Raw genomic sequence first — 17,386 nt, 5'->3', positions numbered from 1 at the left:
TCTGTCCGGAAACCACCGAGCAAGGAAAATTCATGAGTGAAAAACTGCTGACCGAAATCGACAGCGAGGGCGTGGCAACCGTTACCCTCAACCGTCCGGATGTCCACAATGCCTTCGACGACGACCTGATCCGTCAGCTGGGTGAGACTTTCGATCATCTTTCCCAGCAGCCGGAAATCCGTGCGCTGGTGCTGGCTTCCAATGGCAAGAACTTTTCCGCCGGTGCCGACCTGAACTGGATGAAGCGCATGGCGGAATATTCCGAGGAGGACAACCGCCGTGACGCCGCTGCGCTGGCGGCAATGCTGCACAAGCTCGACACTTTCCCGGCACCGACCATCGCCCGGGTGCAGGGCGCAGCGTTTGGCGGCGCAGTGGGTCTGGTTAGCTGCTGCGACATGGCGGTCGCTGCGGAGCGCGCCAGTTTCTGCCTGTCCGAGGTCAAGATCGGCCTGTTGCCCGCCACCATCAGTCCCTACGTCATCAATGCCGTCGGCGCCCGCCACGCCAGACGCTACTTCGTCACCGCCGAACGTTTCAGCGCGCAGCGCGCCCGTGAAATCGGCCTGGTCTCCGAGGTCTGCCAGGAAGGCGAGCTGGACCTGGAAGTGCAGAAACTGGTGAACACGATTCTCGACAATGGCCCGCGGGCCGTCGCCATGGCCAAGCAACTGGCAATGTCCATGTCCAACCGGGTGATCAACGAAGAGCTGCAGGGCCAGACCAGCGCCCTGATTGCAGCGGTGCGTGTCTCTCCGGAGGGGCAGGAGGGGCTCAGTGCCTTCCTGGAAAAACGGGCGCCCACTTGGATGGGCAGTGGCGAGGAATAACTTTTCGGACGCACTATGATTCGCAAACTGTTAATAGCCAATCGCGGTGAGATAGCCTGCCGCATCATTAAAACCGCCCGCCGACTCGGTGTTGCTACGGTTGCGGTTTACTCCGATGCCGACGCCGATGCCCTGCATGTACAGCTGGCGGATGAAGCGGTGCGGCTCGGCCCGCCGCCGGCGAAGGACTCCTACCTGGATGTCGAAAAGGTACTGGACGCCGCCACGCGTACTGGTGCCGACGCCATTCATCCCGGCTACGGCTTTCTGTCTGAGAACGCCGGCTTCTGTCGCGCCTGTCAGCAAGCGGACATTATTTTTGTCGGCCCGCCCGCAGCCGCCATCGAGGCCATGGGTTCTAAGTCTGCGGCCAAGCGCATCATGGAAGAAGCCAAGGTGCCGCTGGTGCCGGGCTATCACGGTGACAACCAGGATCCCGCTGAACTTGAAGCCCACGCCCAGCGCATCGGTTATCCGATTCTGCTGAAAGCCGCCGCCGGTGGTGGCGGCAAGGGCATGCGCCGGGTCGATGACGCGGCAGAATTTCGCAGCGCCCTGGACGCGGCCAAGCGCGAAGCAATGAACGCGTTCGGCGACGACTTGATGTTGCTCGAGCGCTATGTTGTCAGCCCCCGGCACGTGGAGATCCAGGTGTTCTGCGACCAGCAGGGCAATGGCGTCTACCTGTTCGAGCGGGACTGCTCGGTACAGCGCCGCCACCAGAAAGTGGTGGAGGAGGCACCGGCGCCGGGCCTTTCGGAGGAGCTTCGTGCGGAGATGGGTGAAGCGGCACTGCGTGCGGCCCACGCTATTGGCTATGAAGGGGCGGGCACCGTCGAGTTTCTGCTGGATGCCGACGGCAGCTTCTTCTTCATGGAGATGAATACCCGGCTACAGGTGGAGCACCCGGTGACGGAGATGATTTCCGGTCAGGACCTGGTGGCGTGGCAGCTGGCGGTCGCCGCCGGCGAACCTCTGCCCAGGCGGCAGGAGGAGCTCGCCATCGACGGCCATGCCTTCGAGGTGCGTATTTACGCGGAAGACCCGGACAACAATTTCCTGCCGGCCACTGGCATGCTGGTGCGCCACCGTCCGCCGGAGGAGAGCGAATCAGTGCGGGTCGACACCGGCGTGCAGAGCGGCGATGAGATCAGCGTGCACTACGACCCGATGATCGCCAAGTTGATCTGCCACGGTCGCAACCGCCGCGAGGCGCTGGCGAGACTGGATCGGGCGCTGGGGCAGTACCAGATCGCCGGCTTGCGACACAATATCGACTTCCTGCGTCGGGTCATCAACCAGGAAGACTTTGTCGCCGGTCGTGTCAGCACGCACTTCATCGAAGATCACGAATCGGAGCTGCTGCAGGCTGAGCGGGCAATCACTGCGCTGGAGTGCGCCGGCATTGCGGCCTATCTGCACGAGCGCGAGATGCGCGACCTGCGCGCGGCGGCGCCCGCCCGGGACCCCCACTCTCCCTGGCACTGCGGCGACAACTGGCGCAGTGGGCTGTCCGCACAGCGGCGTCACAATATCGATATCCACGGTCGCCATGTGGACCTGCTTACCGAAGTGCGCGATGGCGCGGTGTTCTGGCATTGTCAGGCCCTGGGAGAGGCAGGGCAGGGCGAGATCCGCCTGCTGCCGGGCCGAGAGCTGGCGCTGGTGGATGGGCGCCGGATGAGCTTCAGCAGCGTGGACACCGCCGAGGGCGGGGCCGTATTTGTCGGTGACCGCCAGGTGGAATTCCGGGTACTGCCGCCGGATCTGGGCGAGGGTGGCCAGTACGCCGAGGGCCTGGAAGCCCCCATGAACGGTACCGTCATCGCGCTGCTGGTGGAGCCGGGCAGCGCCGTCGAGGCAGACCAGCCGCTGCTGGTGATGGAGGCGATGAAAATGGAGCACACCCTGCGGGCACCTTCCGCCGGTGTGGTTCAGCAGTACCTGTGCGCACAGGGCGACCTGGTGGACGGTGGCAGCCTACTGATCGATTTCGATACCGGGGAGCAGTCATGACAACGGCGACCAACAACCTGCCGAAACGAGTCAAAATGGTCGAGGTGGGCCCGCGGGACGGCCTGCAGAACGAGAAGCAGCCCATCTCCGTCGATACCCGTATCGGGCTGGTCAACCGGCTGTCCGCGGCTGGCTTGCCGGTGATCGAGGCCGGCAGTTTTGTCAGCCCCAAGTGGGTGCCGCAAATGGCCTCGAGCGAAGAGGTGCTGGCGGGAATCGAGCGTCAACAGGGTGTGATTTACAGCGCCCTGACACCAAATCTGAAGGGCTATGAGCGCGCCCTGCAGGCGCGGGCGGACGAAGTAGCGGTTTTCGGAGCCGCCTCAGAGGCCTTCACACAGAAAAATATCAACTGCTCCATCGCCGAGAGCCTCGAGCGCTTTGCGCCGCTGCTGGAGCGCGCTGCGGCCGACGGCATCCCGGTGCGGGGCTATGTATCCTGCGTGCTGGGTTGCCCCTACGAGGGCGACATCGCCGCGGAGAAAGTCGCAGAGGTCAGTGCGGCGCTGCTGGACATGGGGTGCTACGAGATCTCCCTCGGTGACACCATCGGTGTGGGGACACCGGAAAAGGCCAAGCGCATGATCGACACCGTCGCCAGCCGTGTACCGCTGGAAAAACTGGCGGTCCACTTCCACGATACTTACGGTCAGGCCCTGGCCAACATCTACGCCGCACTGCAGATGGGCGTTGCGGTGGTGGATTCTGCTGTGGCCGGGCTCGGTGGCTGCCCCTATGCCCGCGGAGCATCGGGCAACGTGGCGAGCGAAGATGTGCTCTACCTGTTGCAGGGGCTCGGGATAGAGACCGGTATCGACCTGGACAAGCTGGTGGCAGCTGGCAACTATATCTCCACGGAACTGGGGCGCGAGAGCAATTCCCGTGTTGCCCGGGCAATGACTCCCGCCTGATTTGCGGCCGGCACTTCGGTTGCTGTCGACCTCGATGACGGCTTGGCGTTCGCCTTGCCGTCACGTTGAATCTGTTACCATCGGCACAAAATGTTCAGTGTCATCTTTTCTATGAAACTACTCCGCAATTCCCTTCTGGTTGTGATCGGGCTGCTGGTCCTGATCGCCGTCGGCGCCCCCCGAGTCATTGGTCCGCAAATCGAGACCGTCTGGATGGAACAGCTCGGGCGCATCAAGGAGGTAGAGCGCACTGACTACCAGCGCGGCTGGTTCGGTGCCGAGGCGCATACGCAAATCTCTGCAAGCGACGGCCCGACCGAGCTGCGCAGTGAAATCCAGCACGGCCCACTGCTTTTCACTGCCGTTGGCCCGCGCGTGGGTGCGGTATACAGCGTTACCACCCTGGTCCCGGAGCAGTTGCCGGCGGCACTGCGTGCGCAACTCGAAGCGCTGTACGGCCGCCTTGAGGACAGCCCGCTGCGCCTGGAGACCGTCGTGGGTATGGACAACAACATCGAGAACACCTTGCGTCTCGAATCGTTTACCCGCAGTGACGCCAGTGGCGAGCTGCAGTTTGAGGGTGCCGAAGTGCGGTTCCTGACGGATTACACCGGCGCGGTACTGAATGGCACCGTGCAGGTCGGTGAGATCCGTCACAGCGAGGGTGGGCACGAAAAGTTCTACAGCGCACCGGCTAACGGGGAGATGGTCATTGTGCCCGGCCGCTCGCTGGAGGGTAGCCTGCAATGGCCGCTCCTGAAGGCCGAAACGGAGTCCGGCCCGCTGGAACTGCGCCAGGTTCAGCTGGACCTGGCGCTGACTGTGATCGGCGGTGGTCGCCTGAAGCTGGAAAGCAAATTCGATGCGCCGCAGGTCCAGTCTGCGACGCCGGTGAGTGCGGTCAGTCAGCGGGTGAACGTTCCGGAAATTGCGCCTGCCGTCTTGAGCCACTATCTGTCCCAGTTGATACCGGTCTCCGGTGCACGCCAATGGCCGGAGGTATTCCAGCCGCCGCTGGTGTTGAAACAGCAACTCCTTGTGGAGTCCGCCAACGGTCCCATCATGCTGGATGCAGATATCAACTGGCGGGGCTTCAGTGCCGGTGCGCGGCAGGTGAACCAGGCGCAGGCCCGGTGGCTGGCACCGATGACCGGCACCATGACGTTTTCTGCCGCCGAGCAGGCGCTGTTGCAGTCCCCGCTGATTGGCCAGGCCCTGTTGCTGCGCAAATACGGCTTGCTGGAAGAAGAGGATGGCGAGTTACAGATGCTACTGGAGGTGGATCGCGGTGAGCTGAAGGTCAACGGCCAGCCGCTGCCCCCGGATCTTTTCCTGATGGCGATTACCGGACAGTTTTAACTGCGGGTGAGAGCAAATCCCAGCAACAAAAAAGGCCGGCTTGTTAGCCGGCCTTTTTGCTGTATGGGGAAATCGTTCAATAGGCCGGGCGGTTGTCTGCCAGTACCAGCCAGCCGCGGATAACCCGATATACCACCCAGATCCAGCTGATGCCGAGGATGACAAAGCCCAGGCCGAAAATCCACACGGTCGCCCAGCCCACCACAAACCACAGGATGCTGAACCAGAAGGTGCGGATCTGCCAGCGAAAGTGCGATTCCGCCAGCGTGCCGCGCACGTCGCCGCGCTTTACGTAGTTGATGATCACACCGATGAAAAACGGCACGGCTGTAAACAGGCTGATGGCCTGGATCAGGTAGACCAGGGTAGCCAGATCGCGGCCGGATTGCTCGCGGGCTTCCGGGGTTTTGACGGGGTACTGCTCGGACATGGGCTCTCTCGCAATAGATGAAAAGGCTATTGTGGGGTCGCCGCGGTGCATTGCAAGCAGGGCCTGTGGGTACTCATCGCAGCGCCCACTCGGTATGTAGATTTTTGCTCTTCCAGTCCTGCAGCTGTTGCAAGGAGACACGCATCAGGTTCAGGAGCTCGGAGCGCTGTTGGCGGCAACCTTCGCGCTCACTGTCGATGCCGAGCTGAGCAGACAGGTTGCGCAGATGGCCGGCGATCGCGTCGAGGGCGATTTCCTCGGCGTTGGCAGCCACCACCAGCGCCAGTCTCTCCGCATCCAGCCAGTGTCGGCCGGTGAGGGCGCTGGTGAGCTCCGTGATTTTCTTTGGCAGGTGCGCAGCACGTCGGTTGATCAGGTCGGCAAACGTCTGGTGGCCGAGGGTATCGCGCTTCTGTTCGAGTGCGTTGAGGTTCAGCACCCTCAGTGACTGTACGTCAGCCTCTGCACCGTTGTCGGCCTGGGGCGGGGCGGCGATGGCGACTGTCTCCACCTGGCCGAGACGCTGAATCTGATTTAGGGAGCGAATGATCGGCTGCAGCTGGGCACGTGCGCGCTCCGCCAGGGTGGCGCTGTCACCCTGGGCGCTGATCGCCAGGCGTTGCAGTGTTTCACTGAGGTTATCCAGTGGGCGGCGGAGCTGGTGACCGATGACCGCCTGCAGGTCTGACTTGCCCTGCTGCAACTCGTGGATGCGCCGGCTCGCTACTGACAATTTCTTGTCGCGCTCCTTGATTTCACGACCGTAATGGCGCAATTGCCCATCGAGTGTGTCCCGCTCGGACTGCAGCTTTTCCAGCCGCCCGGCGGAGGTGCGAGCCTGCTGTCGCAGTCGTTGCCACAGAATGCAGCTGGTCGCCAGCGTCACCAGTAGTGCTAGTGCAGTGCCGGCCAGCCACAGCAATGGCACCATTCCTGCGGCCAGGTCGGGAGGAGTGTGGCCGAAGGACACGGATGGGAGTGTCAGGGAAAGAAGCGTGGCAATGCCAGCGAGAGACGAGCGCGTGAAGCGTCCCGCCTCCACGGAGTAACGGCGTTTATTCATCCTTGTCACCATCTGATAGGGCCAATTCCTGCGGCCCAACACTCATTTTTTCGGGTCTAACTGCTCTGTCTGACCCACGAGAGCTTGATACTGCAATTGGACACGCAACTCAAGGGAATTTTGTGCGCGTCGGGTACTTGGGGGTATGTCTGTTCCGGCTCGGCAGCCCTTAGCGCGTGATCATGAACGATCCGGGCCCCGGCTTATCAGCGTTTATAGGGACCCGAGCTAAAGATAGACGACTTCAGCGGCCACCTGCGCTGACTGCAGCGGGGTTGTTGCAATCCGCGTCAGTTTCATTCAGGCGCACCTGCTTCCCGGCTCTCCTGCTGCGGGGTCACGCAAGGGCGCGGGTCCGCCCGTGCTGACGTTGTCTGATCCACAGTCGACGCAGCCAGTCGAGATAGACCCCGTAGGGCCGGCCCATGGCGCCGGCCAGCAACATGAATGTCAGGCTCGCCGTGGCGATTTCCATCCAGCTGGCACCACCCAGCAGCATGTTGCCGGTGTAGAGGGGCAGCTGGAAGCTGAGGAACACGAAGGTGTCCACCAGATAGGCATGAAGCCGGCCCCGCCCCGGCAGGCGGCGATACATCCACAGCCGATACAGGCCGAATGGGCGGGCGATCAGGGTGTTGAAGACGACAGCCAGCATCCGAACCTGCAGGTGTTCCTGCAGGCTGAGGCCCGCCAGCAGCAGCTCGATGGGGATGGCAATGGCCCAGGAGAAGCTGTTCATGGCGAAGATGTCGAGCAGCAGCTCGCGACGCCGGCACAGGGCCGGGGGCGGGCTAGACGGTTTCTCTGACTCTACAGGCGGGGCAATGATCGGCGGTGACATGTAAACAGCTATCTCGTCAGCGGCTCGGTGTTCGGGGTGGCGATTATATCTACACTTTGCATAATTGCTAGGCTGTATATGTTAAAAAATTGTGAATATTAGTACAGATAGCTTTCTTGGGGCTTTAAATGATGATCGTTTTCTGTGTCGGCGGGCTTTCTGGGCAGTGCCGGCACCGCTGCGGGGTGCATTTGGCAGGTTTGCGGTTGTGCGACGCAACTTACGGGCGTAACCAGCAAATCGGATTACGGGAGATCCCGGGTGATTTGGCGGCAGAGCCGGGTGGGGTTGGAAGGGAAAAGAAGGGGTAGGAAGGGGACGAACGGAAGTTCCTGTAAGACAGCCCCGGCATTGACGCCGGGGCTGTCCGCCATTAGATGGCGATCTTCTCCAGCACCAGGCTGCCGATGGAATAACCGGCGCCAAAGGAGCAGATCACGCCCCGGTCGCCGGTGGCCAGGTCATCGCTGTAAAGGTTGAACGCAATCACCGAGCCGGCGCAACCGGTGTTGGCATAGCGATCCAGGACGATCGGCGCTCGTTCGATACTGGTGTCATCGCCCATCAGCTTTTTCGCGATCAGGTTGTTCATATTGATGTTGGCCTGGTGCAGCCAGTAGCGGTTTACGTCGGCCGGCTCACTGCCTGCGGTACGCACATGTTCCTCAATGTGGGTAGCGGCCATCGGGCAGACTTCCTTGAACACCTTGCGGCCGTTCTGGCGGAACAGCTTGCCCGGGCCGAAGGGGTCCACGTCGGCGGCACGGGCGGTATAGCCGAAATTGGAGCGGATATTGTTGGAGAACACGGTCTGGGCGCGGGTGCTGAGGACTTCCCAGGCGGTATCCACCGCACAGGTATCCCGCCGCTCCACCACACTGGCCACAGCCACGTCGCCAAAAATAAAGTGGCTGTCCCGGTCGGTGAAGTCGATTTGCGGCGATGCCAGTTCCGGGTTGATCACCAGAACGGACCGCGCCGAACCCGCTGCGACAGTGTCGACAGCGCGCTGCAGGGCAAAAGTGGCGGAGGAGCAGGCCACTTCCATATCGAAGGCAAAGCCCTCGATACCCAGTGCGCCCTGAATCTCGATAGCGATGGCCGGGTAGGCACGCTGCATATAGGAAGCGCCAACGATCACCGCGTCGATGTCCTCGGGCTTCTTGCCCGCTTTTTCCAGTGCCAGCTTGGCTGCTTTGAGGCCCATCTCCGCCTGCAGGCTGATTTCATCATCGGGGCGCTCCGGCAGGTAAGGGCGCATGCGGCCCGGGTCGAGAATCCCCTCGCGGCTGATGACATAGCGGTTCTTGATGCCGGAAGCTTTTTCAATGAACTCGGCCGAAGAGAGCGGCTTGGCGGCCATGTTGCCCGCTTCTATCTCTCCCGCGTGGCGCTCGTTGTAGCGCTCGGCGTAGCTGTTGTACGCCTCAACCAGTTCTTCGTTGCTGATGGCTTCCGGCGGAGTCCACAGGCCGGTGCCGCTGACCACGATACCGCGCGGCAACTTGAAATCTGTCATCGCTGAATCCTCGGCTCGCCTGTCGACGGCTCGCGAGCCCATAGTCATTAATAAAAACCTTAGCAGCCCGGTCGCATGGACCGCTGAAATGCTGCGAACCCCGGTCACGACGGCACGTCGTTCCAGGGAGGGGGTGCGAAAAGGGCGGCTATTGTGACGAGATTGCTACACCTGGTCTACTTTGGGGAGTTTGGGGCCAGCCAGCGATCAGGGGGTTCTGGCCAGGGCGATGGCGCTGATCTGTGCCGCCCCTGCCTCCAGCAGTGCGCCGGCGGCGGCCTCCATGGTGGCGCCGGTGGTGATTACATCGTCCACCAGTCCCACCCGGCGGCCCTCCACCGCCGCGCGCACGGCGAAACTGCCGGAGAGATTGCGCAGCCTCTGCTTTTTATCCAGGGATTGCTGGCGTTCGCTGGCGTGACACTTGCGCAGGCCGCGCGTCAGTACCGGCAGCTGCCAGGCATTACCGAGCGTCTCGGCCACCAGCTGGGCCTGGTTGAAACCCCGCTGCCAGTAGCGGCGCCAATGCAGGGGGATGGGTATGAGCAGGTCCAGTGATCCGGCCATATCCGCCAGCGTTTCGGCCGCCAGGGTCGCCAGACTGTGCCCTGCTGCCAGGTCACCTTCGTACTTGAAGTGCTGGATCAACTGGCTCACCGGGAAGCCATAGTGCCAGGCGCAGCGGGTCGCTGTGCAGGCCGGTGGCCGGGACAGGCAGGAGGGGCACTGTCGGCTGCGGCCCGCTGGTGCGGGGGGTAGCGGCATGGCACAGGTGCGGCAGGCAGTTTCGATCAATAGCAGGTCACGGGCGCAGCCCTCGCAGACGCCAAAACGCGGTTCTGCACCGCCCCCGCAGAGGATGCAACGCAGCAGCCCACTCTGTCGCCAATCGTTGTAAACCATTCCCTGGTCGCTCGGTTGACAGTGACCGGCCCGCCGCTAAACTGGCGAAATTCCCAACAATCGCCGCGTATGCGCCGGACCAAAACAATGAACCAGGGAGACTACCCCCAGTGACTGCCGCCCAGCAAATGCCTTCCTCCTCCGTGAATTACCTCGAGAGCCGTCACGACTGGACCCGCCAGCAGGTACTGGCCCTATTTGCGATGCCGTTTAACGACCTGCTCTTCACCGCCCAGCAAGTGCACCGCTCCCATTTCGATGCCAACCGGGTGCAGGTGAGCACGCTCTGCTCTATCAAGACCGGCGCCTGTCCGGAAGATTGCGCCTATTGCCCCCAGAGTGCCCGCTACGACACCGGTCTCGAGCGGGAAAAACTGATGAAGGTGGAAAAGGTGCTGGAGGAGGCCCGCGCAGCCAAGGCCGGCGGTGCCACCCGTTTCTGTATGGGAGCCGCCTGGCGGTCGCCCAAAAAGAAGGACATGCCCTACGTAACCCAGATGGTGCGGGAGGTTAAGGCCCTTGGGCTGGAGACCTGTATGACCCTGGGCATGTTGAACGATGATCAGGCTAAAGAACTGGCTGATGCCGGTCTCGACTATTACAACCACAATCTGGATACCTCACCCGAGTATTACGGTGAGATCATCACCACACGCACCTATCAGGACCGCCTGGAAACCCTGGACAGCGTCCGCGCGGCCGGGATGAAGGTCTGCGCCGGTGGCATTATTGGCATGGGGGAAGGGGAGAAGGATCGCGCGGGCCTGCTGATGCAGCTGGCCAACCTGCCCGAGCACCCGGAGTCGGTGCCCATCAATATGCTGGTGAAAGTGGCGGGCACTCCGCTGGAGGAAGAGAAAGACCTGGATCCCTTCGAGTTTATCCGCTGTATCGCCGTGGCCCGCATCATGATGCCGAAGTCCCACGTGCGCCTGTCCGCAGGCCGCGAGGCCATGAGTGACGAGATGCAGTCGCTCGCCTTCCTGGCCGGGGCCAATTCCATCTTCTATGGAGAGAAGCTGCTCACTACCGGCAACCCGGAAGCCAACAAAGACATGCAATTGTTCCAGCGCCTGGGTATCAAGCCGGAGGAGTACCAGCAGTACGCCGATGAGACCGAAATGGAGGCGGAACTGAGCTCTCGCATCGCCGAGCAGCAAAACGATCCTTTCTTCTACGACGCGGCCAAATGACCCTGCGGGCGACCCTGCAAGCCCGGCTCGCGGAGCGTCGCGAGCGGGGCCTCTACCGTCAGCTCAAGACGCTGGAGGCGGCGCCTTCGCCGACCGCCGTCGTCGACGGCAGGTCGATGGTCGCCTTCAGCAGTAACGACTACCTGGGACTTGCCTGCCATCCGCAGGTGATTGCTGCGCAACAGGAGGGGGCGCGCCTGGGTGCCGGCGCCACGGCTTCCCACCTGGTCAATGGTCATCTGCAAATCCATGAGGCGCTGCAGGAGGAAATCGCGGCGGCGACCGGGCGCGAGGCGGCGCTGGTGTTTTCAAGCGGCTATGCCGCCAATATGGGTACCATCTGTGCCCTGATCGGCCGTGGCGACAGCATCGTCTCCGACAAGTTGAATCACGCCTCGCTGATTGACGGCGCGCGCCTGTCCCGGGCGGAGAGTCTGCGCTTCGCCCACAGTGATACCGCAGCGCTGGCGCGACAGTTACAGCGGGCCCGGAACACAGGTGGTAATACCCTGGTGGCTGTGGACGGCGTTTACAGCATGGACGGCGATTGCGCGCCGCTGGCAGAGATCGCGGGACTTTGCCGCGAACATGACGCCTGGCTGATGGTGGACGAGGCTCACGGCTTTGGTCTGATGGGGAGTGAGAAGTTGCCGGTTGCAGGCAGTGCTGCTGCGATGGGACTTACAGGGGAGGATGCCCCGATATTGATGGGTACCCTGGGTAAGGCGGCGGGCAATGCCGGCGCCTTTGTGGCCGGCTCCCGGGAACTGATTGATTACCTGGTGCAGTTTGCGCGCACTTACATCTACACCACCGGTATGCCGCCGGCTGTCGCGTCCGGTGCGTTGGCCGCCCTGCAGGTGATGCAACGGGAGCCGGAGCGGCAACAGCGCCTGCGGAACAATATTGACCGCTTTCGCCGCGGTGCGGCGGAGCGCGGCCTGCCGCTCGGAGACAGCACCAGCCCCATTCAGCCGCTGCTGCTGGGCTGCGATCAGACGGTAATGCGTGTTGCAGCGGAACTGGCCACACAGGGCTTCCTGGTGGGAGCCATCCGTCCTCCCACGGTGCCGGTCGGCACCGCCCGACTGCGTATCACCCTGAGTGCCGCCCACGATCCGGCGCAGATCACGGCGCTGCTGGCGGCACTGGACTCGGCACTGGAGGATGCAGGGGCCCTATCGACCGGAAGTAGTGAGGTGCGCCCATGAACATTGATCACCTGGTATTCATCCATGGCTGGGGGTGTGATGGGCGGATCTGGCAGCCGCTGCGAGCCGCGCTTGAAGAAAGACTTGCCGAAAACGGGCTGGAGCTGCCGCTTACCGTGCTGGAGTTGCCGGGCTTTGGCGACAGGTTTGGTGAGCGCTGGCCCGATGGCGAGACGCTGCTGAATAGCCTGGCTGAACGGATTCCCCATGACAGCCTGGTGGTAGGTCACTCCCTCGGCGGCATGCTGGCCGTGCGCCTGGCAGCGCGAACGGACAGGGTGGCGGGAGTGATCACTCTCGCTGCCAATGCCCGCTTCACGGCCGACCCGGACTGGCCCGGTATGGCCACAACTACCTTTGCTGATTTCTGCAACGCATTTGCCGCTGTGCCGCGACAGACCTGGCAGCGCTTCTGCGGCCTGCAGGTGCAGGGCGACCACAAGGCGCGGGCACTACTGAAAAACCTGCGCGCTCTCGCACCCGAATCAAGCGCTTTTGAAACAACTGTTGCCGAAACAACTTCTTCCGCCGCTACGGCTGGCCCCTGGTCGGCGGCGCTGGGATGTCTGGGGCGGCTGGATAACCGGGAGTTGCTGAAAGAACTGGATAAGCCACAGCGCCACTTCCTGGGGGCAAATGATGCCCTGGTTCCCGTTGAAGCGGCACAAAGTCTCTCCGGGCTGGGGGTTGCGGCAGAGGTGATCGATGGCGCCGGACATGTGCTGCCGCTGAGTCAGCCGCAGTTTCTGGCAGCGGCCATCGGTGACTTTATCCTTCAGGCCCGCCGCGGCGAAGACTCGTCAGGCAGTACGGAGCCGTTTGCCAAAACTGCAGTGGCCCGCTCCTTTGGCCGGGCCGCGACCAGTTACGATGCTGCCGCGCACCTGCAGCGCGCCGTTTGCCGGCAGCTGCTCTCCGCTTTGCCGGAGCAAACTGAGCCGCGCCGGATTCTCGATCTGGGTAGCGGTACCGGCTACGGCAGTGAGTTATTGAGACAGCGATTTCCCAGCGCGGAGATCGTCGCCCTGGACCTGGCCGAGGGGATGCTCTCTTTCGCACGCCACAGTCGACCGGCGGCCAATGCCTATATCGCAGCGGATGCCGAGCAGTTGCCCCTGGCCGATAACAGCTTCGATCTGGTGTTTTCCAGTATGGCGCTGCAGTGGTGCTACCGGCTGCCGGCGCTTTTCGCCGGGTTGCAGAGGATACTCACCCCGGATGGCCGGTTGCTGGTTTCCACGCTGGGGCCGGGGACGCTGTGGGAGCTGAGGCAGGCGTGGGCGCGTGTCGACGATGGTGTGCACGTGAACCGATTCCTGCCGGCGCTGCAGTGGAGCGACGCGGCTCAGGAAGCGGGGTTGTGCGGTGGCTTGCGGACGGAGGAACGGGTACTGCACTACTCCACGGCAATGGAGCTGATGCGGGACCTGAAGCGCATCGGCGCCCACAACGTGAACAGCGGAGCAGGGAAGGGGCTGACCGGTCGCGATCGCCTGCGTCGGCTGTCACAGGCCTATGAGCCCCTGCGTGCCACAGCGGGCTTGCCGGCTAGTTACGAGATTTTTTACCTGGAGTTGCACAGCAGCGCCGGCAGTGTGAAAACGCAGGACGCCGGCACAGAGGCCGGCGTCCTGGAGGTGGGTCAGTGATGCCGGGCACAGTGGCCCGGGCATGATCACGGATAGATAGAAATCGGCGTCGGGGTATCTACCATGGCCCAGATTTCGTCCATCTCGCGGTTGGTTACCGCGATACAACCATCAGTCCAGTTCATCTTGGTCAGGTAGCTCTCCATCCCTTTCCACTGCGGTTTGATGCCGTGGATCATGATGTCGCCACCGGGATTCACGCCCAGGCGACGGGCGCGGGCCTTGTCCGCAGCGTTGGGATAGGAAATATGGATAGAGCGGTAGAAACGGCTCTTGGGGTTTTTCCAGTCCAGGGTGTAGCGGCCTTCCGGCGTGCGTTCATCACCCTGCATTACCTTGTGGCCGCGGGGGTTCTCGCCGAAGACGACCTTGTAGCTTTTCAGCACACGGCCATTCCGTTTCAGCTGCATCAGTGATTTTGACTTGTACACCACCACTTCATCCGCTTTCTGAATGGCGGCGGTGGACAGCAGGGGCGCTAGCATCAGCAGGGCAAAAGCAAGGTATCGCATAGTCTCGGCAAATCGTGTTTGTCAGTTTCCGTGGAACGGCAGCTTCCCTGCTGTCACCTCGCGAAGTGGGCGGGGTGGCGCGATTCATGACAGCGTTGTCCTTCGCTGGCAACCAGATCCCGGCCGGGCATGGTGTTAGGGCTCTATCCTAACCCCGGTGCATAAAAGCGGCTGGGGCGATTAAAAAATGATCTGAGCGGGTAATTTATCAGCAACCAGACGGTGTTTCAAAGGGCGCCGTCAAAAAAATTTACTGAACGGAGAGTCAGCTTGAGCAGAACCTATTTTGTGACCGGAACCGACACTGAAGTCGGGAAAACCTTCATCAGCGCTGCCCTGCTGGAAAGGGCGGCACAGCGGAAACTGAAGACTGCGGCAGTGAAACCGGTGGCCTCTGGCTGTGAGGTCACTCACGACGGGCTGCGCAACAGCGACGCCCTGTTGCTTCAGGATGCCATGACCCTGTCTCTGCCCTACCAGCAGGTCAATCCCATTGCCCTCGAGCCCGCCATCGCTCCCCATATTGCCGCCATGGAAGCCGGCAAGCGGCTGGATGTGGGGCGCATGGCCGGTGTCTGCCGGGGCGTCATGTCCGCCGGGGCGGACCTGGTCCTGATCGAGGGTGCCGGGGGCTGGCGCACGCCGCTGGGTCCGCGCGCCTTCCTCTCTGACCTGCCGAAACAGCTGGAGATCCCGGTAATTCTGGTGGTGAGTATGCAGCTGGGCTGTATCAATCACGCCCTGCTGACGGCCGAGGCTATCCGCCGCGACGGGTTGACCCTGGCCGGCTGGGTCGCCAACTTTGCCCGGGAGGGGATGGCGCGACCAGACGAGAACCTGGCGACTCTGCGCACTTTGCTGCCGGCGCCCCTGCTGGGCGTGGTCCCCTTCGATGAGAATGCGGATTTTCGTCTCGCGGCAGAAGCCCTGGACATCTCGCCGCTGCTGGGTTGAGTCGCGCCCCACGGTTGACAAGCGGGCCGCCTCCACCTAGATTCAAACAATCGTTTGAAACACTTGACTGAGGAGCCGAGCATGGCGGATTACAAAGCACCGCTGCGGGAGATGAACTTCCTGCTGCATGAGGTTTTTGCCGCTGACGAACTGTGGGCGCGCCTGCCGGGGCTGGAAGGTGCGGTGGACCGCGAGACCGCGGATGCCATTCTCGAGGAGATGGCCAAGCTCGCCGCCAACACCCTGGATCCGATCAACCGCAGTGGCGATGAAGAGGGTTGCCACTGGGAGGATGGCGTTGTGACCACACCGAAAGGCTTCCCCGAGGCCTACGCCACCTTCTGCGAGGGTGGCTGGGGTGCACTGGTGGGCAACCCGGAATACGGCGGCATGGGCATGCCGAAAATGCTCGGCGCCCAGATGGAGGAGATGATCAATTCCGCCAATATCTCCTTCGCGCTCTATCCCGTGCTGACAGCCGGTGCCTGCCTGGCGCTGGATGCCCACGGTAGCGAGGAGCTCAAGCAGCGCTATCTGCCGAAGATGTACGAGGGTACCTGGTCCGGCGCCATGGACCTGACCGAACCCCATGCGGGCACGGATCTCGGCATCATCCGCACCAAGGCAGAGCCGCAGGAAGATGGTTCCTACAAGATCACCGGTAACAAAATCTTTATCACCGGTGGCGATCACGACCTGTCGGAGAACATCATCCACCTGGTGCTGGCCAAGCTGCCGGACGCACCCAAGGGGCCGAAAGGTATTTCCCTGTTCCTGGTGCCCAAGTTCCTGGTCAATGAAGACGGCAGTGTCGGCGAGCGCAATGCCGTGAACTGCGGTTCCATCGAGCACAAGATGGGTATTAAGGCCTCCGCCACCTGCGCCATGAACTTCGATGGTGCCAAGGGCTGGCTGGTGGGTGAACTCAACAAGGGCCTGGCGGCCATGTTCACCATGATGAACTACGAGCGCCTGGGTGTGGGTATTCAGGGGCTGGGCGCCTCCGAACGCTCCTACCAGAATGCGGTGGAATACGCCCGCGAGCGGATCCAGAGCCGCTCCCCGGCCGGCCCGAAGCAGGCGGACAAGGCGGCAGACCCGATTCTGGTGCACCCGGATGTGCGCCGCATGCTGCTGACCCAGAAGGCCCTGATCGGCGGCGGCCGCGCGCTGTCCACCTATGTTGCCCAGTGGCTGGATATCGCCAAGTTTGGGGAAGGCGAGGAGAAGCAGAAAGCCGAAGCCATGGTGGCGCTGCTGACTCCGGTAGCGAAAGCCTTCTTTACCGATAAAGGGCTGGATTGCACCGTGCTCGGTCAGCAGGTGTTTGGGGGCCACGGGTACATCCGCGAGTGGGGCCAGGAGCAGCTGGTGCGCGACGTGCGAATTACCCAGATTTACGAGGGTACCAACGGCATTCAGGCGCTGGACCTGATCGGCCGCAAGACCGTCGCCAACAACGGTGCCTTCTTCAATCTGTTTGCCGACGATGTGCAGCAGTTTGTCGATAGCCAGGCGGACAACGAGGCACTGGCGGAATTCATTCAGCCGCTGGCCACTGAACTGCAGCGCCTGCGCGATGTGACCGCCCGTGTACTGGCTGCGGCGCAGGAGGATCCCCACGCGCCGGGCGCAGCCTCAGTGGAGTACCTGCACCTGTTCGGTTACGTGGCCTACGCATTCATGTGGGCACGGATCGCCGCCGCTGCATTGCCGAAGACTGGCGAAGACAGCTTCTATGCGGGCCAGGTGAAGACGGCGCGCTTCTTCTTTGCCCGCCTCTTGCCACAGGCCGCGGCCCTGGCAGAAAGCGTGGATGCCGGTAGTGCAACGCTGATGGACCTGGAGGAAGAACTGTTCTGAACGTAGTCCGTCAGCACAGCCCGGCTCGCCGATAAAAGGCGGGCCCGGGACAGGGAGCCCCGCAGCGCGGGGCTTTTTTGTGCGCGGCGTTTCTCCTACACTCGGTGAGCTTGAATAAAAAACCGATAACAA

Annotated in this window: 15 protein-coding genes; 9 read left to right on the top strand and 6 right to left on the bottom strand. The window is 62.4% G+C overall.

The features are described from left to right. Positions 1-32: 32 nt before the first annotated feature. From AWR36_RS09655 to AWR36_RS09640, 4 genes are all read left to right on the top strand, one after another. Positions 33-830 (top strand): enoyl-CoA hydratase/isomerase family protein, encoded by a 798-nt coding sequence (locus AWR36_RS09655; protein ID WP_067084239.1) that lies wholly within the window; start codon positions 33-35, stop codon positions 828-830. A 15-nt stretch (positions 831-845) separates the two neighbouring features. Further along, positions 846-2,846, top strand: coding sequence for an acetyl/propionyl/methylcrotonyl-CoA carboxylase subunit alpha (locus tag AWR36_RS09650; RefSeq protein WP_067084237.1), 2,001 nt, complete (start codon positions 846-848; stop codon positions 2,844-2,846). After that, positions 2,843-3,757 carry a hydroxymethylglutaryl-CoA lyase gene (locus AWR36_RS09645; RefSeq protein WP_067084235.1) on the top strand — a complete coding sequence of 305 codons (915 nt, stop codon included), beginning with the start codon at positions 2,843-2,845 and terminating at the stop codon, positions 3,755-3,757. Before AWR36_RS09650 ends, AWR36_RS09645 begins: the two co-directional genes overlap by 4 nt. 111 nt (positions 3,758-3,868) lie before the next feature. Then, positions 3,869-5,116 carry a DUF945 family protein gene (locus AWR36_RS09640; protein WP_176491125.1) on the top strand — a complete coding sequence of 416 codons (1,248 nt, stop codon included), beginning with the start codon at positions 3,869-3,871 and terminating at the stop codon, positions 5,114-5,116. Between the two features lie 76 nt (positions 5,117-5,192). Here the strand turns inward: AWR36_RS09640 and AWR36_RS09635 are convergent, their stop codons facing one another. From AWR36_RS09635 to AWR36_RS09615, 5 genes are all read right to left on the bottom strand, one after another. Beyond that, the gene (locus AWR36_RS09635) at positions 5,193-5,546 is read right to left on the bottom strand and encodes a DUF4870 family protein (protein ID WP_067084231.1); all 354 of its coding nucleotides are present in this window, start codon (positions 5,544-5,546) and stop codon (positions 5,193-5,195) included. Between the two features lie 73 nt (positions 5,547-5,619). Continuing rightward, positions 5,620-6,609 (bottom strand): coiled-coil domain-containing protein, encoded by a 990-nt coding sequence (locus tag AWR36_RS09630; protein WP_141398510.1) that lies wholly within the window; start codon positions 6,607-6,609, stop codon positions 5,620-5,622. Between the two features lie 337 nt (positions 6,610-6,946). Then, positions 6,947-7,450, bottom strand: coding sequence for an L-alanine exporter AlaE (gene alaE / locus AWR36_RS09625; protein WP_067084227.1), 504 nt, complete (start codon positions 7,448-7,450; stop codon positions 6,947-6,949). Positions 7,451-7,823: 373 nt separating this feature from the next. Continuing rightward, positions 7,824-8,969 carry a beta-ketoacyl-ACP synthase III gene (locus AWR36_RS09620; protein WP_067084225.1) on the bottom strand — a complete coding sequence of 382 codons (1,146 nt, stop codon included), beginning with the start codon at positions 8,967-8,969 and terminating at the stop codon, positions 7,824-7,826. A 207-nt stretch (positions 8,970-9,176) separates the two neighbouring features. Then, positions 9,177-9,872 carry a ComF family protein gene (locus AWR36_RS09615; RefSeq protein ID WP_067084223.1) on the bottom strand — a complete coding sequence of 232 codons (696 nt, stop codon included), beginning with the start codon at positions 9,870-9,872 and terminating at the stop codon, positions 9,177-9,179. A 128-nt stretch (positions 9,873-10,000) separates the two neighbouring features. Between AWR36_RS09615 and bioB the strand changes: the two genes are divergently transcribed. From bioB to bioC, 3 genes are read left to right on the top strand one after another with little or no spacing between them, the layout of a single operon-like run. Further along, positions 10,001-11,065 (top strand): biotin synthase BioB, encoded by a 1,065-nt coding sequence (bioB, locus tag AWR36_RS09610; protein ID WP_067084956.1) that lies wholly within the window; start codon positions 10,001-10,003, stop codon positions 11,063-11,065. Continuing rightward, a complete protein-coding gene (gene bioF / locus AWR36_RS09605) occupies positions 11,062-12,276 on the top strand; it encodes an 8-amino-7-oxononanoate synthase (RefSeq protein WP_067084222.1) in 1,215 nt (404 codons plus the stop codon). The genes bioB and bioF overlap by 4 nt, the downstream gene beginning before the upstream one ends. Beyond that, positions 12,273-13,925, top strand: a complete 1,653-nt coding sequence (gene bioC, locus AWR36_RS09600) for a malonyl-ACP O-methyltransferase BioC (protein ID WP_082679523.1) — start codon at positions 12,273-12,275, stop codon at positions 13,923-13,925. The genes bioF and bioC overlap by 4 nt, the downstream gene beginning before the upstream one ends. A 26-nt stretch (positions 13,926-13,951) precedes the next feature. Here the strand turns inward: bioC and AWR36_RS09595 are convergent, their stop codons facing one another. Beyond that, positions 13,952-14,437 carry a L,D-transpeptidase family protein gene (locus AWR36_RS09595; RefSeq protein ID WP_067084221.1) on the bottom strand — a complete coding sequence of 162 codons (486 nt, stop codon included), beginning with the start codon at positions 14,435-14,437 and terminating at the stop codon, positions 13,952-13,954. 270 nt (positions 14,438-14,707) lie between these two features. On the opposite strand from AWR36_RS09595, the gene bioD reads away from it, so the two are divergent. Together bioD and AWR36_RS09585 are read left to right on the top strand one after the other, a co-directional pair. Continuing rightward, positions 14,708-15,391: a dethiobiotin synthase gene (gene bioD, locus AWR36_RS09590; protein WP_067084219.1), complete on the top strand. Its 684-nt coding sequence runs from the start codon at positions 14,708-14,710 to the stop codon at positions 15,389-15,391. Positions 15,392-15,472: 81 nt separating this feature from the next. Then, a complete protein-coding gene (locus tag AWR36_RS09585) occupies positions 15,473-17,254 on the top strand; it encodes an acyl-CoA dehydrogenase C-terminal domain-containing protein (protein WP_067084217.1) in 1,782 nt (593 codons plus the stop codon). Positions 17,255-17,386: the final 132 nt, after the last annotated feature.

Source organism: Microbulbifer flavimaris (assembly GCF_001641755.2).
Lineage (GTDB): Bacteria > Pseudomonadota > Gammaproteobacteria > Pseudomonadales > Cellvibrionaceae > Microbulbifer > Microbulbifer flavimaris.
This window is presented reverse-complemented; position numbering and strand designations above follow the sequence as displayed.